The organism is Peribacillus sp. TH14 (genome assembly GCF_016651145.1).
Lineage (GTDB): Bacteria > Bacillota > Bacilli > Bacillales > DSM-1321 > Peribacillus > Peribacillus butanolivorans.
Window position 1 is genome coordinate 23588 of the sequence record NZ_JAEKEK010000003.1, and the last position, 25725, is coordinate 49312.

Genomic DNA, 25725 nt, shown 5'->3' on the forward strand with positions numbered 1-25725 from the left:
GAAGTAACATTGGATTATTTTTAATATAGAGTCACTCCCATTTTTTACACCTAGCAGTAATTACTAAATAATACTGATTGATTTTGTACTCATTCTTCATTGGAATAACTATACACTAAAATAATACCTTCTTGAACTAAACTGCCCCTTTAGTTGCACAAAGAAAAAGCAGCCATAATGACAGCTCTGATCTTCAGCTAACGCTCTGTCTTTGCCTTAAATAATATAAACCACGAGCTAAGTTGAAAAGGGAATAAGTACCAAAAAGGATTGGGAAAGCTTTAGAATTTTGAAAAACTCTAAAAGAAACTAAAGCCAAAATAAGAAAAAATAGAGTGAAGATAAAACTTTGTGTATATCTGGGAAGCTTTTTCAAAAGTAAATCACCTCTTTCTTACTTTACCAATAAATGAAAGATTAGTGAATCTCATAATACAGTGCTTCTAAACTCTATATTCATAAAAATTACTTATTAATTTATTACGTCACAGTTCGAACACACTACGCTTAATGAACTAAACCAGCTAATAGTTTGTCAACATTTTTCAATAAAAACTTAAAATATTTCATGCTATACTAAAAATATGCATGCCAAATAACCTACCTAATTTATATTTTTGGGAGGTTTTTCATTATATAGTTATATTTTTGAACTAAGCTATATCTTGGAAAGTTGAGTTATTTTGTAATAGTGCAAAAATCCATTGTAGAAGCTTATTGGCACATGCTATCACAGCTACTTTAAAGGGCTTTCCTTCTTCACTTTTCTTATCATAGAACTCTCGTAATCTCTTGTTCCGAGGGATGATTTCATCTGTCGTTTTCTTCTTGCGACAATCACGAATGGCACAACGAACTGCCATATATAAGGCATGTCGTAGTCTACCAGAACCTCTTTTGGTAATTCGATTTACTGAGCCTTTAAATTTACCTGATTCAAAGATACTTGGATCAATTCCGGCAAATGCCACTAGTTTTTTAGGGTGATTAAACCGATCAATCTCTCCAATTTCAGAAATAATCGTTGTAGCGATTTTTTCACCGATACCAGGGATGGATTGGATAATCTTATATTCTTCAATTTCTTTTGCCAAAGCATTTATCTCTTCTTCAAATTTGGATAGGTGCTTTTGGTATTCTAGAAGCATTTTTATATACATCTCTAGGCTTAAAATGTGACTCTGATATAAAGTTCTCTGAAAAGGATTTCGAGCTGAGGCAGCCATAAGTTTCTCTGCCTGTGTAATCGCCCACTTTCTAGAACGACTTGGACAAAGTTCATTAATCCTATTTGCTACAGTTTCTTCATCGACTGCTGATATGTCTTCAGAAGTAGGGAATTCTAATAGAGTAAGCAAAGAAACAACCGAATACAAATCTCCAAAAACCCCTCTATATTCAGGAAATACTTGATCAAGAACAGCCTGAAACTGTAGTTTTGTTTGTACATAGATACCTGTTATATTTGCATGTTGTCTTGAAAGATTACGAAGATTTAAGAGTTGCATCCCTCGTTTTTTATAAGGCTCTAAATCCTCTTTATAGTACAGCTCGCAGAGGTGACGTGCATCGATTAAATCTGTCTTTACTTTCCTTAAACTAGAGCTCTTCGCACGATAAGAAATGAGTGGGTTAACGATAATTAATAAGTAACCTCTCTCCTCAAAATACTGTACAACGGGCGTATGATAATGCCCAGTAGACTCTAAAACGACCGGAGGTCGAATTCCTGTTACGTTTTCTATCTCTCTAAGATATTGGTGTAAGCTCTCTAGTCCTTCAATGGTATGTGCTACTTTAAAACTTCTTTTATAAGGCTTCTTTTTATCCAAGAACGCTTGAACCTGACTTTCACCTTTCGCTACATCCAGACCAACCACTGGATTCATTTTTTATCTCCTCCAAAAACATAATATTGCCGGTAACCCCTAATCCTTCTTGCAGTATCATAGCTTCGCTTGTTATACGAGATCTTGGTCCCAACCAGCCAAATCATGTTTAAGCAAGTAGGGGGCGAACTGTTTAGTTGACGGGGTCCAAGCCCCACGGGCAGGAACGTTCTACCCCGGCTACCGTTATCATATATCGATATAAAAATTGTTCAACCAGAAATAACTGGCTGACCTTTATAATACGAAAGGGGCAGGATAGTTCAAGAAGAATTGACACAAGAAGGTCGTCAATGAAGACGATCTTCTTGTGTCAATTTTTTAGAATAAGGGATTTTAAATTGGAATATTATGTTAAAATCAAAGCGAACAGAGCAGTTTTTAGGGTATTGATGGTGAGAGTAATGGGGGAAATGATTATCTTCGTGAATAGTCCTATGATTCATTAAAACTAAAACAGTTTAAATTATAATTCTTAAGGGGTGTTTATTTATAGTTATAAATAGAAATAAAAATGAGAGTTTAATTGGAAGCGCTCTGTTCATTGTAGAGGTAGAGATTTACGAACTCACTGGTCTGGCGGCCGAGGTGACCTCATGACATTAATGAAAAAGCAGCCAATTTCACATTTGATGAAGAAACGTAGATTTTGGGGTTATGGTGCCGCTATAGCGGTAATGCCTTATCTGTTAATCAAAATCGCCTGGACTTTCGGTCTCTTCATGCCGACCGAACAAATGGGCGACCCAAGTTGGCGCACTGCAAACGCAGTAACAATGGTTCTAGCTGCAGTTGGTATCCTGTTAGCATTGGCGTTTAGCATGACATGGGGTGAGCGACTGCCCGCCTGGTTGGTTGCCTTGCCCGTCTGGGTAGGTACTGGTTTACTTATTCCTATGCTGTTGCTGGCACCTGTGCTTGGTCCTGCTGCTATGATACGCGATCAGCAGGCAGGAGCTGCCAACGTTTGGGTATATGAGCAGATTTTCGTAATGGTCTCACTGGTTGGAGTCGGCATCTGCCTACCTTTCGCCTTAGCTGGATACGCTAAAGCGCGTTGGCCTGAGGCATTTACTGATCCAATCGACATTGAATTACTCCCGGGCAACAGCCAGAAACTGCATATCACCTTGGCTAGGCTTGTCGCGGTTGGCTGTATCCTGCTTGGATTTATTAAGCTATTCTGGGCGATTGGTGGAACTATTGGCATCAACCCAGCTATGTTGGATAACCGCGATTTATGGTGGCACCTATTGTCGTTGAGTACCGGTGTGTGGGCCTTCGCGGGGGCGTGGGGTTTGTTGGTACTGACCACCCGCCGCGGGTCGAAGAGGTTCTTCCCTCCTATGGCAGCAGCATGGATCTCGTCGGGAATGCTGTTCTCTTATAACCTCTTTAACCGCTTGTCCGCCACTCGCCCAGATGCACAACCTGCTCTAGAGTACCCACTTGCATATGTACTAACCACCGAGTTAGGTAGCGTCTTGGGAGTGATGATGGGAATAATTATCCTGATGGTACTGCACGACCGCCGGAGAGCAATGCGCAGTTCTAGAAGTAATTAATGTTCCTAATATTGAATTATATTTATAAAAAGAAAATAAATTAAATGAAAAGCCCCCAATTTGAGGGCCTTTTTATACATTATCATACATTCAAAATTAAAGTGAAAAAGCATCCTTAATGAACTAACAGGTGCGTTAGTTGAGAACCGGGGCTGCCATTTGGTGGCCTTTTTGCTTAATGAACTAAAGGGGCAGGTTAGTTCTACAATTCATTTGCTTTTTTTGGTAATATTGATAAAGGGTGGTGAGGAATTATGAAAAAGAATTATACGGTTTTCTTTTTACTTTTGTTTATTGTAGCTATTTCTAGTGGTATGGCACTTAAAAATTATTTCGACTATTCTATGATTATTGGAGTTGGTTTAGCGACAGTATCTTTATTAGCTGCTGGGTTTTCGCTTGGAAAAAGGAACAAGGTAAATAATTCATATCATTAAATTGATCGTTAAGCTAACGCGTGCTTTACATCAATAAGGGAGGTTGCTGAAGCAACCTTTTTTATTTTGTGAAGAAATGTACTTAAACTAACGGGTGCGTTAGTTCTATAAGAAAAAATTAAAAAAGTCGATTCCTTAACGTTGAACTGCACCCCAATTGTTAGACACAACTAACAATTGGAGGTGCAGTTTTTTATGGCGAGATTTTCTTCAGAAGAAAAAATACAGGCAGTAAGACAATATATAGATGGTAATGAGGGAGGACAAACAATTGCTAAATCTATTGGTGTTCATCCGAGTTTACTCCATCAGTGGATTAAACAATTTGCACTTTTTGGTGATGATGCTTTTGAAAAACGCTATACAGCCTACCCCGCACAGTTTAAACTAGATGTACTCAATTATATGAACGAACACGGGACGTCTATCAGGGAAACAGCGGCGATTTTTAATATTCCATCTTATGAAACGCTTCGAAAATGGAAAGTTGCTTATGAATCAGAAGGATTTGATGCCCTACAATCAAAGAAAAAGGGGCATCCATCCATGAAAAATAGAAATAATAAGACATCAAATACTCAAGTACCCGATGAAGGATCAATAGAGGCTTTACAGGCGGAGAATGAACGTTTACGTATGGAGAATGCCTATTTAAAAAAGTTGAATGCCTTAGTTCAAAACAAGGAAAAATCACCAAACAAGACAAAGCACAAGTAGTCTATGAATTAAGGAATACATTCCCGGTGAAAGCACTTATACAGCTAGAACTAACTAACGCACCTTTTATTTGAATAAAATAAATTTACGGACTAATTTGTAATAACCATAAATTATTAAATAAGCCATCAGATAACTGACCGCAGACCAATATATATTCCATTCATCCCGGTATTCTAATTTACCTAGTAATACAATTAAAAGTTCCAAAAAACTTGTACCTAAGGTAAAGACTAAAAAAGTAATTAGAGTAGACATTTTTTTATAATGAATACTACAAATAAATAAACAGCTCAGTATAGGATAAATACCTAGATCATAGGGAATTGAGGGTAACGATAATTCTCGAAAATTTTTATCCAACTTCCAAAAATAGTTAAATCCAATCTCGTTTATTAAAGAGGCTACAGCCACACCAATCGGATAAAAAGTAATGAAAAGCCTTGTCTGATTTCTAAACAAATAAACCCCTAGTACCCAAGGAAGTATAAAACCAACAATAATATGAAAAAGCATATTTACCCCTTTTGTGTTTTTAATCTTATACAATTATCCTGTCCTTTAGTTGAAGAAGAAAACAACATAATCACTAATAGCGCCAATTCAATAAGGAAGAATATAAAGTAATTGAATGGATAAAAATATTAATGAGTATCCCTAAGTACTCCGGAAAAAAGCCCTTCTCATATAGAGAGTGGCTTTTTTATTTAGGCTCATTTAAAAATTAATATTGATAGTTAAACAAAAGAAAAAGGACCTAAATTTGGTCCTTTGTATGTCTTCTTCAACTAACGCACCCGTTATCTCAATAAGAGGTACCTCCAACATTTTATCCTATGAACAGAGATGGAGACTATTGTGTCATTTTCCTAATTAGAGCATAAGGTGATATAACCCATTTAATTAATTTCCTCCTTAAAAACAAATAAGGAGAGGTTTCTGTATGTCAGGTTGTGAATCAAGGTGTGACGATGGTTTTGGATTTGGTGGAGGTTTCGCCTTTATAGTCGTTTTGTTTATACTCTTAATCATTGTTGGAGCTAGCTTTGTTGGTGGCGGCGGTTACGGCGGCTTCTGACAGAAATAATATGAAAAAAGCCGACCTTTATTGGTCGGCTTTTTCAAATTTGATTCCTATTTCTGGGGGAATCTTTACTATCTGTCTGGGATAAATACTAGAAGGGTCTGTAATTCGATTCGTCTTCATAATGGCTTGAACTGTCGTTCCATAACGTCTTGCTATGTCATAAAGGGTATCTCGTTCCCTTACTGTATAATAAATGACCGGAATGGTAAGTCTTTGCCCTGGATAGATCGTAGAAGGATTTGTTATGCGATTCGTTTGCATGATTTCCTGTACGGTTGTTCCAAACTGATTCGCGATTTTTTCGAGAGTATCCCCTTGTTGTACCCTGTACTGAAGATAAGGTTCAGGAATCAAAAGCGCTAGGCCAATAACTAACTTATAGGGATTTTCAAGGCCCTTGATCCTAACAATTCGGTTGGTGATGACACTATATTGTTGGGAAATCCTCCATAAAGAATCCCCCCTATTCACCACATGGATTTTCACGTGCAATGCCCCACTTTCCTTCATAATAGTCCATTCATTTTATTCCCTATATAGCCCTTATATGTTTCGTGGCGTTTACCATTCCAGAATTCTTAGTTTTTTCGCTCTTCTAGCTGATAATTATCGTTCCCCAAGGTGAATCCTAAATGTTTATCTAAACAATTCCTTCGTATTCAAAGCGTATACTCGCTAAACAGTTTGTACATGTTAAGAGAAAAACAAGGGAGGGTTTTCAGTTGGAGTGGATTTTTTATCTATACCTGTTAAATACGTTCTTTATGTTATTCATAGCAATTTGGGAAGTTCGTAGGCCTGCCAAGGCTTTAAATTGGATAACAATCGGCCTTATATTGCCTATCCTTGGTTTCTTGCTATATCTCAGCACAACAAATCCCAAGCGTATTCATCGGAAAAGATTAACCTCTTCTCATAATGAGTTTGACAAATTACCTGATACATATGGTGATTCTGCCTCGATAATCGCTGATGCTTTACGGCATTTCACCGTGCATGGGCTTCGAGTCGGCCAAGTCCAAGTACTTAACAATGGAATAGCAAAGTATGAACAACTAATCAAATCCCTACAAACAGCCCAAAAAACCATTGATCTGGAATATTACATCTACCGGAATGACCAAATTGGGAATCGAATCACAGAACTGCTAATTGATAAAGCAGAAAACGGAGTTCGGGTTCGTTTTGTGAGAGATGGTTGGGGAAGCAAAAAATTTCCGCGTAATGAGATCCTTCGGATGATGGATGCAGGGATTGAATGCCGGACAATATTCCCCTTACGCTTTCCCTGGATTCTGTCCAATTGGAATTATCGGGATCATTCTAAGATTGTCACAATCGATGGAAAGGAAGCTTTTACCGGTGGTATCAACGTGGGGTATGAATATACAGGATTAAAGCCTGAGATAGGTTACTGGCGGGATACTCATTTGCAAATCATAGGGGAAGCAAAAGAAGATTTGCAGACGATTTTCGACGTTCATTGGAATATCGCTTTGCCGGAACAGATAAAGTCGAAAACAAAATCTAAGATAACGAAAAAACCCACTAAATTTCCAAAACATAAATCAAAGGAAGTCGATCGAACTGGCAGCATAGATCTTTCCAGATGGTCAGCCGAATGGGGATCTGAATTGAGCATCGTAGAGGAAAAAGAGGTAAACAAATCAGGGACATTGCCAAAAGCGTACATTCATACGTTGGAAGGAAATCCTGGAGTTCCTACTCCGGTCATTCGGCAGGCTTACTTTATATGCATATCACAGGCGACCAAGACGATTGATATAACGACACCCTACTTTGTACCAAATACAGATATTATCATGGCATTAAAGACAGCTGTGGCTCGTGGTGTACGCGTAAGATTGCTGGTTCCTCGTCATATTGATCAAAAAATTGTGGGCTTTGCAAGCCGTACCTATTACGGGGAACTTATAGAAGCAGGAGTCCAAATTTACCAGTACGACAAAGGAATGTTACATGCGAAGCTGATGATCATAGATGAGGAGATCGCAGAAGTAGGAGCAGCAAACTACGATATGAGAAGTTTTCGTCTTAATTATGAGGTGTGTGAAGTCTTGTATAGTGCTGATGTAGCTAAGGAACTCACACAGCAATTCGAGCGCGATCTTATTGATTCTGTCCCGCTGCATCAGGAAGATTTACTACAACGATCCCTTACAGAGTGCATTCTCGAAAAAGGTGCTCGTCTACTTTCACCATTGTTATAAATTCTGTTTTTCTTGTTCTTACTAAAATAGATATCGACTTTCTTTAGCGGATTACTTCTTTTTTCACCAAATATACTCACATAAAACAAAACTATAATAAATGGTGTTTTTTATTGGGATGGGAAAGGATGACCATGATGAATCATTTGTGGCGGAAATTGTTGAAATCTAAAATGGCGAAAATAACTCCAACAGTGGGACAATTCAAGCAAGAACCAGATCCGCTATTTGATAACTTGACTAATAACGAAAACAAGTTCCGCTCTATATATAACGATTGCTCTGATGTTATCTTTCGTCCTTTTTTCATAGGTGGAAAAGATAAATCCATTCTACTTTACATTGAAGGTTTGTCAAACATTGAAGAAATAGATGACAACGTACTTTCTCCACTTATGCAGAACACTGAGGAGGAATTCTACAACGTTAATAGTCTGATCGAAAAGAAAATATCTGTTTCCAATGTGAAAGAAATCAAAACATTTTCTGAGTGTATACAGGAAATCTCCTCGGGAAATCCAGTGATACTGGTAGATAAGAGAAAAACGGGGTTTTCGTTAGGCCTCTCAAAATGGGAGAAACGTTCAGTTGAGGAACCCTCAGCTGAAATGGTTGTCAGGGGACCACGTGAAGCATTTGTGGAAACCTTACGGGTAAACACTTCCTTACTTCGAAGAAAAATAAGAAGTCCCGAACTAAAAATGCAATCAATTGAGATAGGTCGTTACACCAAAACAAAGGTTGTTATCACGTATATGGAAGGAATTGCAGATAGGACTTTAATAGAAGAAACCCAAAACCGGCTAAGCCGAATTGAAGTTGACGGAATATTGGAAAGTGGAATGATACAGGAGCTTATTGAAGACAACCCAAAATCCCCTTTCCCACAGGTTTTAGCGACGGAACGCCCTGATGTAGTTACCTCAAACCTTCTTGAAGGACGTGTGGCCATCTTAGTAGATGGAACTCCTTTTTCTATCGTTGTGCCTTCGACTTTTTATTCTCTACTGCAATCAAGTGAGGATTATTATGAACGATTCTTGATTGGGACGGCTATTCGATGGCTTCGTTACCTTTTCCTTGTGATTTCACTGTTCCTCCCTGCCCTGTATGTGGCGTTAATCACCTTTCACCATGAGATGATTCCGACGAACCTTTTGATTAGTATGGCTGCCTCGCGAGAGCATGTTCCATTTCCTGCTCTCGTTGAAGTTTTAATCATGGAAGTCATGTTTGAAGCGTTGCGTGAAGCAGGGTTACGACTTCCGAAACAAATCGGGGGTGCAGTAAGCATTGTCGGGGCTCTTGTCATAGGTGAAGCTGCTGTTTCCGCGGGAATTGTCTCTGCACCAATGGTTATAGTCGTTGCGATTACAGGCGTCGCCTCTTTTACGATTCCACGGTATCCGGCAGCAATCGCGATTCGTATGCTTCGTTTTCCAATGATTCTGCTTGCCGGGACACTAGGGATGCTTGGAATTATGCTTGGGACCTTCACAATAATTATCCACTTATGTACGCTTCATTCCTTTGGTGTACCGTATCTTAGACCAGTAGCTCCGTTAAAAAGTAGTGAGTTAGAAGATGTGCTTACACGTACCCCATGGTGGAAGCTGAATCCAAGGACTCAATCAACAGGGGAATACAATAAATATCGACAATCCAATGGGCAGATGCCTGATCCGACTAGTAGGGGTAAAGAGTAGCAAATCTTTTATGTATTGAGGTGATACGGAATGATTGAAAAAGGAAGGATTAGCGCTTTGCAGATGGCCATCATGATCTATCCGACGATTATGGCAACGGCTATTCTCTTAGTGCCGGCCATTACGGGTAAATTCGCAAAACAAGACATGTGGTTATCGCCAATTTGGGCCTCTTTCGCGGGTTTTCTTTCTGTCTATATTGCACAACAATTGAATAGGCGCTATCCGGGGCAAACAGTCATCCAATATAGCGAGAAAATTTTAGGATGGATTCCAGGAAAAATTATCGGGTTTATTTTCCTATTCTTTTATTTACATACAAATGGAATTGTATTAAGGGAGTACGGGGAATTTGTCGTTGGGAATTTTATGACAAAAACCCCAATGGTCGTTGTAATTGGAAGCATGGTACTAGTCTGTGCCTTTTCCATACACGGCGGACTTGAAGTAATAGCGAGAAGTGCAGAATTTCTTGTTCCGGTGGTTATTATATTACTTCTAGTCATCGTTATATTACTTATCCCGGATTTAGAACCTAAGAATTTATATCCTGTCATGGAGAAAGGAATTATGCCTTCTCTGATGGGAGCTGTTGTTCCATCAAGCTGGTTTACCGAATTCTTTCTCATCTCTTTCTTACTCCCATTTTTAGATAAAAAAGAAAAAGGATTGAAATGGGGCATAATCTCTGTGTTTGCTGTGATGCTTACTATGTTGGTAACCAATTTGTTTTCTCTTTTTTTATTTGGAGGCATTACAGCTACTTTTACTTATCCAGTCATGAGTGCTGCCCGGTATATAAACATAGCCGATTTTCTCCAACACCTTGACTCTATAGTGATGGCGATTTGGGTCTCTGGTACGTTTATCAAAATTTCAGTCTTCTATTATGCCATTGTAATTGGTACTGCTCAATGGTTAAATTTATCTGATTACCGGCCAATCGTTTTTCCGCTTGGTTTCCTATTAGTTCTAGTCAGCATTTGGTCGACCCCGAATTTACAGGAACTCACTCATTCATTGAGCACTACTTGGCCTTTTTATGCCATTTTCATTCAAACGATTATACCTATTGTATTGTTGTTGCTTGCTGTTCTGTGTAAAAAAACTTCTAAAAAGCCCAACTAATCAGCTGTGTGCCTGAAAGGGGAAAATGATGAATACTATTTCTTTAACGAAAGCAGTAAAATTAATGCTCACTTTTTCAATTTGTTCATCTACCCTCTTGCTTGCAGGCTGCTGGGATCGAGTAGAAATCAATAACTTAGGAATTGTTTTGGCAGCAGGACTTGATAAAACCGCTGACGATAAGTTTGAGATTTCTGTACAAATGGCTATCCCTGAAGCGATGGGAGGAGGACAAGGAATGGGGGGGGGGGAAGGCGGAGGAGGTAAGATGGTGATCGTTGAAAAAGCAACGGGTACTACAATTTTCGATGCCATGTCACTACTTCAGGAAAAGTTTTCGCGCCGTATTTTCTGGGGACATAACCAGGTAATCATCATTGGCGAAAAACTGGCTAAAGAAGGGATTCAGAAGCACATTGATTTTTTCGCACGTTACCCAGATTCACCAATCAGAGCAAATACATTTGTCACTGACGGAGAAGCCATAGATGTTTTGAAAGCTATTCCTGATTTAGAGAGAAGTTCAGCAGAGTTTGCAAGAGACCTAGCAAACTTAAAAGTGGGAATGAGTGTAACGGTGAAAGACTTGTTGCAGATGTTAAGTGGCGAGTCGGAAGCAGCTGCACTTCCTTGGATAGAGGTAGAACAGGAAGGTCGTTTAAGTGTGAACGGAACGGCAGTTTTTAAAAAAGATAAAATGGTAGGGAGACTCGACGATAAAATAACAAGGGGATTATTATGGGTAAGAAATGAAATCGAATTATCTGCCGTAACCGTTAAGCCAAAAAAAGGTGCTGAAGACCATATTTCATTCAATCTCCTTCGTTCCCGTACGGAGCTGATCCCGAAAATTGAGAACGGGAACTGGATAATGACGGTTAAAATTGTGACGGAAGATGATGTAGTGGAAAACGAGACAAAATTAAATCTTATGAATCCAAGGATTGTGAAAAAGCTTGAAAGGCAATTAGAACTAGAAATTGAACAAAGAATTCGCATAATGCTTGAACAACTTCAAAAAGAGATGGAAGCAGACATTTTGGGTTTTGCCGAGGCGTTTCACCGTCAATATCCAGATCAGTGGTCCAAAGTAAAGGATCAGTGGGGTGAGAAATTCCCAGAAATAGAGGTTGAAATCAAAAGTAAAGCGTATATAAGGAGACCAGGAATGTCTACTTCACCGCAAGGAGTACCGGAAAAAGAGGTGATAGGAAATTGAGGTTGGTTTCAGTGTTCGGTATAACCGTCGTTGCTATTCTCATGACGCTATATGAATGGCAAAAAATGAATAAGAATCAGAAGAAGGAAAAACGGGCCTTTGTTACATTGACAATGGCAGGATGGCTGCTAGCCGTCCTTCTCGTTTTCTTTCCGGATATGCCAGGACCTACACACTTGATGGATGTGATTTTTAAGCCCTTAGGCAAGCTTTTGGAAAAGTAATGTTAAAAGGGAGAAATAAATTTTGTTTGAAAGAGAGATAATTTTTGTCTTTCAACTGGGAATTATGTTTAATTAGCAGGAAATACTTTAGAAGCGACTGTACAAACGCCTGCAAGAAGAATGGTTGAAGTAAGTAATTCCGACAAGTATGTTTTTACTGTCAGAAGGAGCGAAAATGATTCGTGGTCAAACGATTATTATGACGGTGGTATTCCTTGCTTTGTTAACTTTATTGGTAAAAATTCAAAGTTTTTTTATCCGGATACTACCGTGATTTCAGATGGAAAAGAAAAATCAAGCAGGTAATTTTACAAACGCTGGTCAATTCGGTACTGGCTCCATGCCAACAATGGCTTTGGTCCATTTCATGATCACTTTTTACTTGCGAGATACAGTCCAGAAAATGCCGAAATCCTTCTTTCGTATTTTAGAAGTAACAGGGTGAACCAAACTCTAATCCTCTAAAGTCTTGAGCTCTGGCTGATGTTTGAATTTTGCGGTATCGACACCGATAATAAGTGTTTCAGAAATAATTTGAGCGATTTTCTTGTTTTGGTTATAATTCATGATAGGCCTCCTGATTATGATGAAGTTGTCCTTTTCGCTGGCGAGCTTTGGGACACTTTAATCATATCATGAGGTCTTTTTGTGCTAAAATCTCAGTTTCATTCATTACAGGAATGCTGCCCCGTTAGTTGAACAAGTAAAAATCCTGTTTCATATCCAACAGGATTTTTATCAATCTTAATTCAAAATCCACACTAGAATCATTTAGTGATTTTATAACACAATATTACAATAACACAAATTTGAAAGTATCCTGTAAATTTTGAGTACACTCATAGTAGGCAATTAAAAATGCTATTTCAAGTGGATTATTTTGTAAAATTCAAGTTGTATAATAAATGAAGTAGATAAGTAGATTGAAAGGAAGAGTTAGTTTTGTGTCACTTTAATCTGTAAATTCCACCTGTTTTAAGTGATATTTTGCGAATAAGCCTATTCTAAACATTAAAAGCACCTATCCAAGCTTGTGATCTGGTAACAGTTCTTTACGTTTTATTTTAGAGGTTTTCCCAAATAGCGATAAATAGTCGTGCGAGACACGCCCCATTTTTCTGCAACATCTTTTATCGGTGTACCACTTTCGATAAGTGATTTCATCATTTCAATATCTTTTTCCCCAAACTTCTCTGGGCGACCACCAAGACGACCACGCGCCCTTGCTGCTGCACGACCAGCAGCTGAACGTTCTTCTATTAAGTTACGCTCAAATTCCGCAAACGCTGCGAACAAGTGGAACATCAATTGGCCAGTCGCATTACTTTTATCCATTGTTAGGTTTTCTTGTAGACTATGAAAGCCGACACCACGTTCATTCAAACTATTCACAATGTGAATCAGGTCCTGCATATTGCGACCAAGTCGATCCAGTCGCCAAACCACAATTGTATCCCCTTCACGTGCATACTCTAATGCTTCTGCCAATCCTGGACGCTGCTTCTTTGTACCACTCATCTTATCGTGGTAAATTTTACCACAACCATATTTCGTTAGCGCATCCATTTGCAAATCTAAATTTTGTAATCCTGTTGATACACGTGCGTAGCCAATTAACACCAAAATCACTCTTTCCTTATTTTTCTCTAAACTCATTGTAACATAAGATAAAATCCAATAGGTTATTGAACGTAGAATTATGAACAGAGTTTTGTTACGAAAAAGGCAATAAAAAAACGTCCTTTTCAGATTGAACAGCAGTGTGTTCAGAAAGGGACGAGTTTTGGAACAAATAATAACTTATTTATAATATCGTGCTTAATCGATAAAAATCAAATAAACGCCAATCCCTTATAGATATGGGATTGGCGTTTTGGCGTACTTCTTAAAGTTACAAATATGTTAAGTTCATTTTATAACAACATTTTAAGAAATGTTTTTCAATTCCTCTGTTAATCGTAGGAATTCTTCTTTGTTTTTATCCTGTAATGACTGGTCAATCTCTTTTCGGATTTGCTCTTTTCGGAAGTTAAGAAGGGCTTTGTTTATCACCATTTCAGCAAATTCAGAATCCTTGACGTTTATTTCAGGTTGTGGTGGTGTATTAGCCAAATTCTTTTCCATAGGAAATCAACTCCTTGACCTTTTTTCTATTATACCAAAAGTTTTCAGACTATTCAAATAATTATCCTGGTAGTTCCAATGAAATAATCCGTTTGCTCAATGAAAATGAGTCAGTGATGTAGTTTTATAAAAAAGATTGATCATTTAAAACAAAGTTCGATTATTTAAAATACTGTTTGATTAAAGATCCTGTTAAGTTACAAAAAATTGTATACTTTACAATAAAGTTATGTACTAGACAAAAAAGTTGTATACTAAGTGAAGATATTGTTTATAGTAAGCAAACATTCATCCTTCTTTATTAGGTTGAATGTTTGCATAGCCTTTAATTTTATTTTTCTCAAATATATATTTCATGAATAAATCAAAAATAACCTCTTACCAATTATTGTTGGTTTGAAATAAAGATGTATTGTTTATAAGAAAGTCGTACCGTTTTGAACAAAGTTTAACCGTTTACAAAAAACGAACAGGAATTATCATATTCCCGTTTTTTTTGAACTGATATTTTAGTAGGATAAGATTTATTGTAAATGATATGTCGAAATTAAGGAGAGATTATGGAAGCGAAATTACGGAAATTTATCATTGTAGGAACCATTTTATATACAATTTTAATTTTATATTTTATGTTCTTTGCTTTTAATAGATTAGATCATGCAACCGGCGATTATGAATATGTATTTATGCTTGTTCCGGAAAACGTTCCTCTTCGATTTCCAAAACCAACTTTTTCATGGTTATACCAATTTGGAAACATTGCTGCTTTTATCCCTTTTGGAGTAGTAATTCCTTTGTTGTATCGTTCCAGTTTTGGGAAGTTCATATCCTTGTTTGTCTTGACGATTCTCGTTCTGGAATCGCTGCAGGCTTTAACTTATCTTGGCAGCTTTGATGTAGATGATGTTATATCCAATACATTAGGTGCAACGATAGGTTTTATCGCCTATAGAGTAGGATTTTCTTCAAAAATTTCTTATAAAAAGCTTATTGCTTCGGCTCTATCTATTGGTGTTCTTCTAGTTGGGGTAATCGTGGTCTCGGAAACTATCAATTATGTTGTAGCGACAAGAGAAAGCCCGATTCAAGCATTACACGATGTGAAAGAAATGAATGGAACCATGCCTATGACTGAAAATCTTCCAAGTTTCACCGTAGCAGGCAAGAAAATAGAACCTAAAATGAACGTGTATAACAGTGAAGGGGATAAAAGCAAATCATACACTTACATCTTGGGGAACAAGAAAGATGTGACGTTCTATTCTTATTATGGCATTCCAGACAAGGGTAATTTCAAGGGAGAAGTTACTGTACTGGCAGATGGAAACGTAAGAGCTCAGTACAATAATAAAGGGGCAGAATCTTTAGAGATACCATTTTTTGATAAGGTAAACGAAATTACGATTATCGTTTCCGGGAACGCTAAACTATGGGACGTTGGATTCAGTGAAAAGAAGCATTGGTGGGAGTAAAGAATCAACATTCTAAGGGGCTTGCTTTGCAATGTTTTCAACAAATATGGCACGATTGTAGAGCAGACAGATAGAAAATAATTAAACTTTTTTATAAAACCGAAACTTAAATCTGCTGGATAAGAATCCATTTTGATCAATCTTTTTTCAAAATGGATTCATTTTATTTATCGTAAAATGCCGGCTTATGAGGTGTTATTGATCAAACTTTACTTCAAAGCAACAAGTGAAAAATATAAGTGAAAAAACAGGTGGAACAAGAATGACTATCTATAATATAAAGAAGAAAAAAATATGAATTTGTGTAATTATACAATTGTGTAGTTGTGTTAGAATTATAATGTACAAATACATTTAAAATAAAGAACTAATATTAATTCAATAAAAGCCTACATCCTTAAAATCGGGATGTAGGCTTTTAACGTTCTAATTCACTTACTAATTTCATTTGCAAACCATGCTCTTTTTTATTCAGTGCTTCGGCTTTTTCAATTCTGAATTTAACTTAATTGAACCAGCGTTATACCGGATGGTACACACGGTATACGGAGAGGTCGGTGGTTAGTTTTCCTATCTGTTAATTTTCTATAAATTTATAACCTTAGAAGATAACGATGATTTTTTCGTATGATTATCAGGTTTAGTAAAAATGCAGAAAATAAGACTGGCAATTAATAATAAAGTGGCAGTCAATAGAACAGAGTAATTAAAACCGACCCTAATGTTATCTCCTGCAGATTGGACAACAAAACCAATTACAGCTGGACCAATAATTCCTGACAAGTTTGCAATCCCTAGCAAAACACCTGACATTAATCCTCTTCGTTCAGGAAGTAAGTGATTCACAATCTGGGGTGCAAGTGGAAACATACCATTTACAAACGCCATTCCCAAAAATAAGGCAATAATTGCTCCAATTGTACTTTGGACAACTGTTGTAGAATAAAAACATACAGCTGCTAATATTAGAGATGGTCCAGCAACAAGCACACGGGATTGTCGAAGATTTTTTGTTTTTTTAAGTAACCGATCTGATATAAATGAGATAAGTATACCACCAAGAGCAGAACCAAGGCCTATGAACATTACAGCATAGCCCATCTGAGTTTGTGTTAAATGGATAATTTTAACAAGGTAGGTCGGCATCCATATAAACGACCATGTAAGAATCCAGTAAGCCATGAAAAGAGCAAGGCAAGTAAAGATAAAAGTAGAAGATAGAAAAAGTGGATATATCTCTGACCATTTTACTTTCTCGGAAACTAAGGTAGATTCACTTTTCACTATATTTCTCTCATTTTCCCCTTTCAAAGTCATTAGCCACAGCACTGCCCAAACCATACTTAATACTCCTAAAAAAACCAATACCATTCGCCAACCATAAATTCCAATCATGTAAATGAGAAGAGGAACCATAAATTTAGCAATCATGCTACCTGTATTCATAATGGAAATCGCAAGCCCTCGCTGTTCAGGAGCGAAATGTTTGCTTATATGGCTAATAGCAGTTGCATGAAACGGTCCTTCAATAGCACCTAGCAGGACACGACACAAAATTAGCATTGGTAATCCGTAAATTGTCAATGCTCCAAACTGCACTATTGTCAAACCAATAGCCATGAAAGCGAGCATTTTACCCGTTCCAATTCGATCTGACAATGCAGCTCCAACTATAGACATAATTGAAAAGAACCAAAAGAAGCTGCTTCCAACTATACCCCATTGACTATAGTTAAGATCCAAATCTTCCATAATAGGAATAGCTGCGTACCCTATAATCGCCTTATCCGTAAAGTTAATCAAGTAAAGAACGGACAAAAAAGCTAGAACAACCCATTTTAATTTCATAACAGAAAACACATCCTTTTTTGATAATAAAATGATATAGGTTCAATACATGAATCAACTTAGTAAAGGAAGCATCTAAACTCTATTAATTTTAATTAAGATCAATATAGGGAAGAAAGCGCTTTAATTTTTGAAAATTCAAAATATAAAGTGTAATGCTTATCTGTTAATTAAGTAGTTGGGTTTATGAACACACCCTATTGTGTAATCTGTAGAGCCTCTAAATAGAGACTCTACCTAGTGTTTACACTACAAATTGATTGCACCGTATATGAGTGAAGCAAATACTACTAATCCAGGGTGTACTTTCACTTTTTTCATTAATAAATAACTGCCTATTCCTAAGAATAGAATGTGTCCTGTTCCTATTTGAAAATAAGATTCATAGAATGATTGAAATGCCATCACTCCAAGAAGCACCTTTACTGTGGATTACCAACTGGCAATTGCCCCATCTGTCCTTGATTCTGTGCCACCAATTAGTACACCTGTTTCAGGATTTCGCCATATAATTTGACCTCGTCCAAACGAACCTGAGTCTACCGCCACTTTAATATCATGTCCTTTTCGTACTAATTCTTCTGCAATGTGGGATGGGAATGTTTTTTCTATTTCTACTGTTTTTTCGTTCTTCCACTGCCATCTTGGTGCATCTAAAGCTGCTTGAGGATGTAGGTGAAAATCTATTGTATTCATAATAACTTGAACATGCCCTTGCGGCTGCATATATCCCCCCATTACACCGAATGGCCCCACAGGTTGATTATCCTTCGTTAAAAATCCTGGAATAATCGTATGGTACGTTTTCTTACCGCCCTTAAGGCAATTATAATGAGTAGGATCAAGGCTGAAATCATGTCCTCGGTTTTGTAAGGCAATTCCTGTTCCTGGTACTACAACCGCAGAACCGAAGCCCATGTAATTACTTTGGATAAACGATACCATGTTGCCCTCTCCGTCTGCTGTTGCAAGGTATACTGTTCCTCCACGTGGCGGTACACCTGGAGCTGGCATGCATGCTTCACTTCCAATCTGTGCTTGACGCTGCTGGCCATACGAAGTACTTAATAGCTCTTCTGCAGTTACACCCATATGCTTAGGGTCTGTAATGTATTGCTTGCCGCAAGTATAAGCAAGTTTCATTGCTTCGATTTGTTTGTGGTATGTGTTTGTTTCTTCTTTTGCTGTAAAATCAAATCCTTTTAGTATGTTTAGTGCCATAAGAGCTACGATACCTTGTCCATTTGGTGGGATTTCCCAAACATCATAACCGCGATAGTTTACCTTAATGGGATCAACCCACTCTGGTTTAAAGTTTCCTAAATCATCTTTTGTTAAATAGCCCCCATAAGTCGCAGAAGCTGCTGCAATTTTTTCTGCAAGTGCCCCTTTGTAAAAGCTTTCTCCGTTTGTTCTTGCGATTTCTTCTAGTGTGTCAGCGTGGTCAAGAGACGACCATATTTCTCCGACTTCAGGTGCTCGTTCCTTAGGAGCAAATGTCTCAAACCAAGCTTCGAACTCTGCTCCTGTACATTCCAGTTTGTATTGTTCAAATGCCTTTTTCCAAAAGCGACCTAGCGTAGGTGAAACAGGAAATCCGTTTGCGGCATATTCAATTGCTGGCTTCATAACTTCTAGTAGCGGTAGTCGGCCAAAACGTTTTGATAATTCTACCCAAGCTGCCGGAGCACCTGGTACAGTTACCGGCAGCCAGCCGTACTTTGGCATACTTTCGTGTCCATCTTCTTTTACCTTCTCGATGGAGATATTCATAGGTGCTGGACCGCTTGCATTTAGTCCGTGTAATTGTCCTTTAGTCCAAACAAGCGCAAAAGCGTCCCCCCCAATTCCGTTTGAGGTAGGCTCTACTACTGTCAAACAAGCAGCTGTTGCAATGGCTGCATCAATCGCATTTCCGCCTTTTTTCAAAATATCTAACCCTGCTTGTGCAGCTAAAGGCTGAGACGTAGCGACCATTCCATTCTTGGCATATACTACATTTCGTTGTGATGTATAAGGTGAATAATGTGGATCTAACTGTAAAGCCATTATAATACCCCTCCCTTTAAACGTAATATGCACTCATTTTCAAGTGGTATAATTACAAAACGAACGAAAAAAATGTTATTTTCTAACGTTTGTTAATTAAAATGCAATTATTAATTAACAATTGCACGATTTCAAAATAACTATATACTATTTTCCGGAAAAACAAAACATATTTTTACAAAAGTTCTTAATTTTCAATAAAATTACTCAAAAAAAATAAACTCCCCAATTATAAGAGGAGTTTATTATAGTTTTAATCCTGATCTACTTTTGAAACGGCGTAGTAAAATATGACTTTCGACTCGAGAAATACCTTCTATCCCGTATAGTTCATTATTGATAAAGAATTCCAAGGAAGAAAAGTCCTCAACTAAAACGTGCATATGTAAAGTACTAGGTCCTGTCATTTGGTAACAGCTTGCAACACTTGGATTTTTAGCTAGTTTTTCTGCAACTTTCACTAGGTCTGCAGGTTCGCAATCCACTTCAAAAAAGGCCGATACTTTTTTACCTACAGCTTCAGCGTTGACAACAGCGCTGATTTTTTCAATAACACCCTTTTCCGTTAGTTGCTGCACACGATCACGTACAACATTGCGTGATAGATTTAGTTCTTTTCCTATATCCGAATACGAAGTTCGACCATTTTGCATTAATATCTCTAAGATTTTTTTATCTGTATCGTTAATTTCCATCTGTTTCACACACCTTGCCTTGTGATCGGGATTCCTATTAAAAAACTATAATTTTTAAGAGGCTAGCTTTTACTAGGTATTATCTTAATAATAAACTTTATATCCCATACTTAAAAGTTTAATCTACCTTACATAGAGAAATCAATTATTGAAGGGAATGAAGACCTTATACATCATTAGTACATAATGGCAGTTCTCGGCAGTTTAGAATGGAGACCGTAATTTGTCCGAATAATATTGCTTTTTTATTTAACCACCATAATATTAGTCTATAAACACTGAGGTTACTTTATTATTCTTTTGGAACTAACCTACCCCGTTAGTTCCATATGAAAAAGAGTCAGCCGAAACAACTCCCTCGTTGAAGTAAAGCACCCGTTAGTCAATTTTCTCTTTATTAACTTTCAGTATATCCTTTAATGTAGAATGAATATTTTGAAGGCTAATTAAAATAAAGCCCAGCATAATAAATGTTACTAATTCCCCTGTAAATATAGAGACTATTGCTATTAGTAGAGCATATAAACCATAAAGCCAACCTTTCATACTATATCACCTCACCATGTGAATACCTCCTTTATTCTACCATTATTTCTTAAAATATCCTGACCCTTTAGTTCCATAAGAAAAAAAAACGCTGCAGAGTTATGGATATACACATGGTGTTCCTGTAAAAACAACTGATTAATAGTTAAAAAACATTCATGCAACTTTTCCTTTTTTTCTCTAGGTACCCCAACAGAAGAAAATATCCAATTTATCTTTTATAGGATTTCTGGTATACCACAAATACTTGCCAGACAGTTATGTAGTTGTTTGTTAATCGAGATCTTCCACAACGATGGAGGCACTAATGGGATACGGCAAGCCCAAGACGTTTGTTGACTTGAATTTGAAGGAGACAGCCTTGAATCCCTCTTTATTTAAATATGCTGTAATGGCTTCTTCCACTTCTTTGCTATCCAACTGAATTTCTTTGATTAATTCCATATCTTTGTAGCCTCCTCAGACCAAATTAATAGGTAAGTTTCTACACAATAACAAATTTAATTTCGCTACAGATAGTCTCAGCAACATGAATTATACTGTTTAGACAGACTATTCAGTTCATGTACCCTTTTGTCTGTAACTATAATGTCGTCCTATTTTTTAAAATTTTTTTTACAAGACTTGCATTTAATTGCTGACATTTTTTAATCTGGCCTCCTAATTCTTCGTACAGATCCATGTTATCTTCACTTGTACTAACTACCACCTGTACTTCACTTTGACAATATGGAAATGGACATACGAGGTTCCGTTCCACTTCTTTAATTTGAACCTGGGTAATAAATTCATTGCCACATTCTATACATGCGTATTTCATTAAAGGTCCATTACTCATATACTTACCTCCTGTTTTATACGAGTCCACAATAAAACCACCCTAGTTATCTTTATATATCGGATAATTCCTACCTTTTTCAACAAACAACAAATCAAAAATTAGACGGACTGACGTATTTCAATGTAAGTTTAGGAGCTTTTGCCCTTAACGGAAGTGGGACGGTCCTTTTGAAGTTAGAGGTCAATCACAGTCGATGGGACAAAAGAAAAAAGGACAACTGATTAAAGCTGTTGAAAGAGGTTTATACGGAATTATCAATGGAGTTTCAGAAGGATCTGAGATTGGATTTTAAGAAGGTTGGAAGTCCCGTAGAAGATAGCAGGTAGCAGTAAACACTCTTATGGAGGGAGATAAAGTTTGATCATGAAATCTTGTCTGCACTAAAGCCCTTGTTATTTCATTAATCAGCAATTTAATTGAACCAGAAGTTCTTTCTTTAAATAACTCCATCTCCTTTTGAATTTTATGTAAGTTTATCCTTGATTTGTTCGATGCATCCGTCTATTTCTTCTTTCGTTTTACACCAACGATATTAAGGGGCTTCCTCATTTTCCTTGCTTTCCAAGCTCACAAGAAGAAAAACGAGTCCCTTTCATTCCCCTAATCGCTTAATTCCTCATCGTACTGTGTCCTTATCTGCTCATGCTATGATTCCTTTTTTTAAGTTTATTTTCATCTAAAGCCCGCTAAATATTCGTTTTTCTACCCCTTTCAGAATCATCCAAAGTTCATTCTTTGGAGACTATAGAAAAGGTACTATTTCTCTACTATAAATGAACAAACACTTATAAATAGAGTGGGTGCATGAATTATTCCTACACCTCCCCCAGATTCGTCCTTGATTGTCAGCGCTTACACATTTAATAAAAAAGAGTTGACACAAAAGTTGTCTCTGCCTTAAAGTATAGCTTATACTACAAAAAGTTTACTTAAGGAAACTTTTTAGGAGGGTGTCAAGTAATGTCTGATGAGAACAAGGTTTCCCGTAGAGATATTTTAAAGATGGGGACTGCTGGAGCTTTTGGGATAGCTGGAACTTATTACTTAAATAAAATGGCACAATTTCCAACTGTGGCTCAAGCATCCAATGATTCGTCTCACAAAACTAGCAATCATTCCAATCATACAAATATGAGTGATAAAACAAAAACCACAGGTTATAAAATGGCAGAACGGCTCCTTACTGAATTTGATTATGGAGAAGTTACCAAGCTGCCAAGCGGGCAAATACTTCGGGAATATGAAGTCGTGGCGATTGATAAAGAAATCGAAATTGCCAAAGGAATTAAATTTCCAGGCTGGACTTATAACGGGACTATTCCAGGACCAACTTTTCGTTGTACGGAAGGGGATCTTTTGCGGTTTCACTTTATTAATAAGGGTAGCCATCCCCACTCTATTCATTTTCATGGAATCCATCCTCCAGAGATGGACGGTTTAACTTCCATTTATCCGGGACAAAAATTCACATACGAATTTGAAGCGAAGCCATACGGATTACAAATTTACCATTGCCATGTACTCCCCTTAGCCCGCCATATCCATAAAGGCTTATATGGTAATTTTATAATTGATCCAAAGAAGCCAAGAGAGCCGGCATTAGAGTTAAACATGGTTATGAATGGATTTGATTTGGATTTAGACGGCGAAAACGAGTTTTACACTGTTAATGGCTATGCCTTCGCATACATGAATCACCCTATTAAAATCAAAAAAGACCAACTCGTTCGTATCTATCTAAGTAATTTGACAGAATTCGACTTATTAAATTCATTTCACTTGCATGCAAATTACTTTACGTACTATCCAACTGGCAGAAACGATAACCCCTCCCAGTTTACAGATACCATCATGCAATGTCAGGGAGAACGTGGAATTCTTGAAGTTCGTTTTCCATTCAAGGGAACATATATGTTTCATGCCCATGTAAGTGAATTCGCTGAGTTAGGCTGGATGGGATTCTTTGAGGTCGAGTAAAGAAGGGGAGATAATAATATGAAGGGAAAATGGCTAATTACTGGTTTAATACCGTTAGTATTACTTATAGGAGTTCTGGGGTGGGTGCTAAAGAATGGAGCAGGTGTAGAAAAAGATCCTGCTGCACCGATAGAAGTCTTGAACATTGAACAAATAAAGGTAACTAAAAACGGTTTCGAATTATCTGTTAGTAATACGGGGCCAAAACCATTAACGATTTCTCAAGTTATGGTCAATGATTCAGTATGGAATTACAGTGTCTCTCCTCAAGCAATGCTTGAACGATTTGAAGAAGGAAAGGTGACCATCACTTACCCCTGGGTGGAAGGTGATCCACATACCATTAAATTAATCACAGAGAATGGGATTATCACGGAAGGTGAACTTGCAGCTGCCACGCTCACTCCTGAAACCAACTGGAGCAACTTTTTGAACTACGGCTTAATAGGCTTTTACGTTGGGATAGTCCCGATTACATTAGGGTTGTTGTGGTATCCATTTATGAAACGTTTCTCACGAAAGTGGATTAATTCGATTCTTGCCCTTACCGTTGGGTTGCTTTTATTTTTATTTGTCGGGACTCTAGCTGATGGATTTGAAATTGGTGCAGAAGCTCCTTCTGTCTTCCAGGGCAATATGGTTGTCATTATTGGAGCTTCTTTAACCTTCTTATTATTGATCGGCTTTGATCAGTATCAACAAAGAAAGCAAGAAAAGAAAGGATATTCCCCTTTTGGTCTGGCTTTGTTGATGGCTACCGGAATAGGACTTCATAACTTTGGGGAAGGTTTGGCAATTGGTTCATCCTTTTCCCTAGGTGAAGCCGCTCTAGGTACCTTTTTAATTATAGGATTTACCCTTCACAACATTACGGAAGGTATTGGAATCGCTGCTCCTTTATTAAAAACCTCACCTCGATTCAGAGACTTTTTACTACTGGGAGTTATCGCAGGCGCCCCCGCCATTGTAGGTACTTGGGTTGGCGGATTCATCTTCTCACCAATTTTAGGAGCTTTGTTCCTGGGTATTGGTGCAGGGGCAATTCTTCAAGTAATTTATGTGATAACGAAAATGCTCATTGAAGATCATCGAGCACATAAGGAACCATCTGTTTCATGGTTGAACCTTTCAGGATTCACCATTGGACTGTTAATCATGTACTTTACTGCATTTTTTGTTAAATTTTAAGGGAGGACTTTATGCCCTTATTGGAGATTAGTACAACACCCGTGTGGTGTATGGACGTATCGCCCTGGTGAAATAATGCCTCGTCTTTGTGTGACGCTAGTAAAAAATCAAATTTCAGGAGCTGATTATACATGTTGTCAAGTATCGGAATTCCAGGTTTAATTTTAATACTGGTCATCGCTTTGATTATTTTTGGACCTAAAAAACTGCCAGAAATCGGCCGGGCTTTTGGACGTACTTTAACCGAATTCAAGAGTGCGACCAAGGGATTAGTATCTGATGAAGATAAAGAGGAGGAAGGAAATAATCCTGAGTTAACGACTGTTGAAAAGAAGCAGGATAAATCCGTAGTTTCATAAGTAATAGGTAGTTGGGGCAACATGTCTATTTAATACATGGAAATCAAAGATATACATCTTATTTAACTTATGAAGGACTTAGTCAACATTTCTATACCTAGTTTGCCTTTATTGTATCCCTCGTTATTTCTAATTTTTTTCAAGTATTTCCTGTGGAATGGGTCTTTTTGGACTTAATTCAGATGTTACTTTACTAGCATATCCTACCTCAGAAACAATTTAGACAAAAAAACTGTTGGCTGCCAAAGTGCAAAATCCATTTCAGAAAACCTATATCATAATTAAAAAGGAATATCTCTTCGAAGAAGGGGTATTCCTTTAGCTTTTAATAGCTTGTTCCGTTTATTTCGTCGTTCTGTATATCGCTGATAAAATAACGATCTATTATTACTAGGATAATGTGCGGCTACAAAATTCAGACTG

General features: G+C 37.5%; 25 protein-coding genes and 2 pseudogenes. 14 read left to right on the forward strand and 13 right to left on the reverse strand.

Annotated elements, in window-relative coordinates; genetic code table 11:
- Positions 1-653 precede the first annotated feature (653 nt).
- Positions 654-1889 (reverse strand): IS110 family transposase, encoded by a 1236-nt coding sequence (locus JFU50_RS29845; protein WP_201225666.1) that lies wholly within the window; start codon positions 1887-1889, stop codon positions 654-656.
- 596 nt (positions 1890-2485) lie between these two features.
- Here JFU50_RS29845 and JFU50_RS29850 point away from each other — a divergent pair.
- From JFU50_RS29850 to JFU50_RS29860, 3 genes and pseudogenes are all read left to right on the forward strand, one after another.
- Entirely contained in the window at positions 2486-3454 is a 969-nt protein-coding gene (locus JFU50_RS29850; RefSeq protein ID WP_201225667.1) for a hypothetical protein, read from the forward strand.
- Between the two features lie 254 nt (positions 3455-3708).
- A complete protein-coding gene (locus tag JFU50_RS29855; protein WP_201225668.1) occupies positions 3709-3891 on the forward strand; it encodes a hypothetical protein in 183 nt (60 codons plus the stop codon).
- Between the two features lie 195 nt (positions 3892-4086).
- A pseudogene (locus JFU50_RS29860) lies at positions 4087-4655 on the forward strand (transposase); the annotation flags it as partial.
- 19 nt (positions 4656-4674) lie between these two features.
- Here JFU50_RS29860 and JFU50_RS29865 read toward each other — a convergent pair.
- Entirely contained in the window at positions 4675-5157 is a 483-nt protein-coding gene (locus JFU50_RS29865) for a CBO0543 family protein (protein WP_207198916.1), read from the reverse strand.
- Positions 5158-5551: 394 nt separating this feature from the next.
- Here JFU50_RS29865 and JFU50_RS29870 point away from each other — a divergent pair, with 394 nt between their 5' ends.
- Complete coding sequence (locus tag JFU50_RS29870; RefSeq protein WP_201225671.1) at positions 5552-5686, forward strand: YjcZ family sporulation protein; 135 nt, start codon at positions 5552-5554, stop codon at positions 5684-5686.
- A 27-nt stretch (positions 5687-5713) separates the two neighbouring features.
- Here the strand turns inward: JFU50_RS29870 and JFU50_RS29875 are convergent, their stop codons facing one another.
- Positions 5714-6205 carry a LysM peptidoglycan-binding domain-containing protein gene (locus tag JFU50_RS29875; RefSeq protein WP_207198917.1) on the reverse strand — a complete coding sequence of 164 codons (492 nt, stop codon included), beginning with the start codon at positions 6203-6205 and terminating at the stop codon, positions 5714-5716.
- Positions 6206-6417: 212 nt separating this feature from the next.
- On the opposite strand from JFU50_RS29875, the gene JFU50_RS29880 reads away from it, so the two are divergent.
- From JFU50_RS29880 to JFU50_RS29910, 6 genes are all read left to right on the forward strand, one after another.
- Positions 6418-7926, forward strand: coding sequence for a phospholipase D-like domain-containing protein (locus JFU50_RS29880; RefSeq protein WP_201225675.1), 1509 nt, complete (start codon positions 6418-6420; stop codon positions 7924-7926).
- A gap of 173 nt (positions 7927-8099) precedes the next feature.
- Entirely contained in the window at positions 8100-9632 is a 1533-nt protein-coding gene (locus JFU50_RS29885; protein ID WP_446728203.1) for a spore germination protein, read from the forward strand.
- 30 nt (positions 9633-9662) lie between these two features.
- Entirely contained in the window at positions 9663-10760 is a 1098-nt protein-coding gene (locus JFU50_RS29890) for a GerAB/ArcD/ProY family transporter (protein ID WP_201225679.1), read from the forward strand.
- 28 nt (positions 10761-10788) lie between these two features.
- Positions 10789-11979, forward strand: coding sequence for a Ger(x)C family spore germination protein (locus JFU50_RS29895; RefSeq protein WP_201225681.1), 1191 nt, complete (start codon positions 10789-10791; stop codon positions 11977-11979).
- Entirely contained in the window at positions 11976-12203 is a 228-nt protein-coding gene (locus JFU50_RS29900) for a hypothetical protein (RefSeq protein WP_201225683.1), read from the forward strand. The genes JFU50_RS29895 and JFU50_RS29900 overlap by 4 nt, the downstream gene beginning before the upstream one ends.
- Before the next feature lie 280 nt (positions 12204-12483).
- On the forward strand, positions 12484-12648 hold the full coding sequence (locus JFU50_RS29910; RefSeq protein WP_201225824.1) for a hypothetical protein: 165 nt from the start codon (positions 12484-12486) through the stop codon (positions 12646-12648).
- Here the strand turns inward: JFU50_RS29910 and JFU50_RS32140 are convergent.
- The 3 genes and pseudogenes from JFU50_RS32140 to JFU50_RS29920 all read right to left on the reverse strand — a co-directional run.
- Positions 12634-12770 (reverse strand): annotated as a pseudogene (locus JFU50_RS32140) (IS110 family transposase); the annotation flags it as partial. The gene JFU50_RS29910 and the pseudogene JFU50_RS32140 overlap by 15 nt on opposite strands.
- Positions 12771-13262: 492 nt before the next feature.
- Positions 13263-13823 carry a recombinase family protein gene (locus JFU50_RS29915; protein WP_201225687.1) on the reverse strand — a complete coding sequence of 187 codons (561 nt, stop codon included), beginning with the start codon at positions 13821-13823 and terminating at the stop codon, positions 13263-13265.
- A gap of 306 nt (positions 13824-14129) precedes the next feature.
- The gene (locus JFU50_RS29920; RefSeq protein ID WP_056527760.1) at positions 14130-14327 is read right to left on the reverse strand and encodes an IDEAL domain-containing protein; all 198 of its coding nucleotides are present in this window, start codon (positions 14325-14327) and stop codon (positions 14130-14132) included.
- Positions 14328-14887: 560 nt separating this feature from the next.
- Between JFU50_RS29920 and JFU50_RS29925 the strand changes: the two genes are divergently transcribed.
- Positions 14888-15799: a VanZ family protein gene (locus JFU50_RS29925; RefSeq protein ID WP_201225689.1), complete on the forward strand. Its 912-nt coding sequence runs from the start codon at positions 14888-14890 to the stop codon at positions 15797-15799.
- 585 nt (positions 15800-16384) lie between these two features.
- On the opposite strand, the gene JFU50_RS29930 is transcribed toward JFU50_RS29925, so the two are convergent.
- The 7 genes from JFU50_RS29930 to JFU50_RS29960 all read right to left on the reverse strand — a co-directional run bounded on the left by JFU50_RS29930 (position 16385) and on the right by JFU50_RS29960 (position 21775).
- Positions 16385-17647 (reverse strand): MFS transporter, encoded by a 1263-nt coding sequence (locus JFU50_RS29930; RefSeq protein WP_201184510.1) that lies wholly within the window; start codon positions 17645-17647, stop codon positions 16385-16387.
- A gap of 249 nt (positions 17648-17896) precedes the next feature.
- Entirely contained in the window at positions 17897-18055 is a 159-nt protein-coding gene (locus JFU50_RS29935; RefSeq protein ID WP_201225691.1) for a hypothetical protein, read from the reverse strand.
- Positions 18056-18079: 24 nt separating this feature from the next.
- On the reverse strand, positions 18080-19696 hold the full coding sequence (gene ggt, locus JFU50_RS29940) for a gamma-glutamyltransferase (protein ID WP_201225693.1): 1617 nt from the start codon (positions 19694-19696) through the stop codon (positions 18080-18082).
- Positions 19697-19941: 245 nt separating this feature from the next.
- Positions 19942-20391, reverse strand: a complete 450-nt coding sequence (locus JFU50_RS29945; protein ID WP_201184519.1) for an Lrp/AsnC family transcriptional regulator — start codon at positions 20389-20391, stop codon at positions 19942-19944.
- A 378-nt stretch (positions 20392-20769) separates the two neighbouring features.
- Positions 20770-20937: a hypothetical protein gene (locus tag JFU50_RS29950; protein WP_200949405.1), complete on the reverse strand. Its 168-nt coding sequence runs from the start codon at positions 20935-20937 to the stop codon at positions 20770-20772.
- A 273-nt stretch (positions 20938-21210) separates the two neighbouring features.
- A complete protein-coding gene (locus JFU50_RS29955) occupies positions 21211-21381 on the reverse strand; it encodes a hypothetical protein (protein WP_157443828.1) in 171 nt (56 codons plus the stop codon).
- A 139-nt stretch (positions 21382-21520) separates the two neighbouring features.
- Positions 21521-21775, reverse strand: coding sequence for a hypothetical protein (locus tag JFU50_RS29960; protein WP_201225694.1), 255 nt, complete (start codon positions 21773-21775; stop codon positions 21521-21523).
- Between the two features lie 963 nt (positions 21776-22738).
- On the opposite strand from JFU50_RS29960, the gene JFU50_RS29965 reads away from it, so the two are divergent.
- The 3 genes from JFU50_RS29965 (at position 22739) to JFU50_RS29975 (ending at position 25302) form a co-directional block, all read left to right on the forward strand.
- A complete protein-coding gene (locus tag JFU50_RS29965) occupies positions 22739-23755 on the forward strand; it encodes a multicopper oxidase domain-containing protein (protein ID WP_201225695.1) in 1017 nt (338 codons plus the stop codon).
- 18 nt (positions 23756-23773) lie between these two features.
- Complete coding sequence (locus tag JFU50_RS29970; RefSeq protein WP_201225696.1) at positions 23774-24943, forward strand: ZIP family metal transporter; 1170 nt, start codon at positions 23774-23776, stop codon at positions 24941-24943.
- 131 nt (positions 24944-25074) lie between these two features.
- Complete coding sequence (locus JFU50_RS29975) at positions 25075-25302, forward strand: twin-arginine translocase TatA/TatE family subunit (protein ID WP_057219691.1); 228 nt, start codon at positions 25075-25077, stop codon at positions 25300-25302.
- Positions 25303-25725 lie beyond the last annotated feature (423 nt).

What these genes read in the sequence shown, in the direction of transcription:
- ggt (WP_201225693.1), bottom strand. Translation starts at nt 19,696, where the DNA reads ATGGCTTTACAGTTAGATCCACATTATTCACCTTATACATCACAACGA.
- JFU50_RS29955 (WP_157443828.1), bottom strand. Translation starts at nt 21,381, where the DNA reads ATGGAATTAATCAAAGAAATTCAGTTGGATAGCAAAGAAGTGGAAGAA.
- JFU50_RS29920 (WP_056527760.1), bottom strand. Translation starts at nt 14,327, where the DNA reads ATGGAAAAGAATTTGGCTAATACACCACCACAACCTGAAATAAACGTC.
- JFU50_RS29970 (WP_201225696.1), top strand. Translation starts at nt 23,774, where the DNA reads ATGAAGGGAAAATGGCTAATTACTGGTTTAATACCGTTAGTATTACTT.
- JFU50_RS29965 (WP_201225695.1), top strand. Translation starts at nt 22,739, where the DNA reads ATGTCTGATGAGAACAAGGTTTCCCGTAGAGATATTTTAAAGATGGGG.
- JFU50_RS29950 (WP_200949405.1), bottom strand. Translation starts at nt 20,937, where the DNA reads ATGAAAGGTTGGCTTTATGGTTTATATGCTCTACTAATAGCAATAGTC.
- JFU50_RS29960 (WP_201225694.1), bottom strand. Translation starts at nt 21,775, where the DNA reads ATGAGTAATGGACCTTTAATGAAATACGCATGTATAGAATGTGGCAAT.
- JFU50_RS29870 (WP_201225671.1), top strand. Translation starts at nt 5,552, where the DNA reads ATGTCAGGTTGTGAATCAAGGTGTGACGATGGTTTTGGATTTGGTGGA.
- JFU50_RS29925 (WP_201225689.1), top strand. Translation starts at nt 14,888, where the DNA reads ATGGAAGCGAAATTACGGAAATTTATCATTGTAGGAACCATTTTATAT.
- JFU50_RS29885 (WP_446728203.1), top strand. Translation starts at nt 8,100, where the DNA reads ATGGCGAAAATAACTCCAACAGTGGGACAATTCAAGCAAGAACCAGAT.
- JFU50_RS29930 (WP_201184510.1), bottom strand. Translation starts at nt 17,647, where the DNA reads ATGAAATTAAAATGGGTTGTTCTAGCTTTTTTGTCCGTTCTTTACTTG.
- JFU50_RS29875 (WP_207198917.1), bottom strand. Translation starts at nt 6,205, where the DNA reads ATGAAGGAAAGTGGGGCATTGCACGTGAAAATCCATGTGGTGAATAGG.
- JFU50_RS29855 (WP_201225668.1), top strand. Translation starts at nt 3,709, where the DNA reads ATGAAAAAGAATTATACGGTTTTCTTTTTACTTTTGTTTATTGTAGCT.
- JFU50_RS29850 (WP_201225667.1), top strand. Translation starts at nt 2,486, where the DNA reads ATGACATTAATGAAAAAGCAGCCAATTTCACATTTGATGAAGAAACGT.
- JFU50_RS29845 (WP_201225666.1), bottom strand. Translation starts at nt 1,889, where the DNA reads ATGAATCCAGTGGTTGGTCTGGATGTAGCGAAAGGTGAAAGTCAGGTT.
- JFU50_RS29890 (WP_201225679.1), top strand. Translation starts at nt 9,663, where the DNA reads ATGATTGAAAAAGGAAGGATTAGCGCTTTGCAGATGGCCATCATGATC.
- JFU50_RS29975 (WP_057219691.1), top strand. Translation starts at nt 25,075, where the DNA reads ATGTTGTCAAGTATCGGAATTCCAGGTTTAATTTTAATACTGGTCATC.
- JFU50_RS29910 (WP_201225824.1), top strand. Translation starts at nt 12,484, where the DNA reads ATGGAAAAGAAAAATCAAGCAGGTAATTTTACAAACGCTGGTCAATTC.
- JFU50_RS29945 (WP_201184519.1), bottom strand. Translation starts at nt 20,391, where the DNA reads ATGGAAATTAACGATACAGATAAAAAAATCTTAGAGATATTAATGCAA.
- JFU50_RS29895 (WP_201225681.1), top strand. Translation starts at nt 10,789, where the DNA reads ATGAATACTATTTCTTTAACGAAAGCAGTAAAATTAATGCTCACTTTT.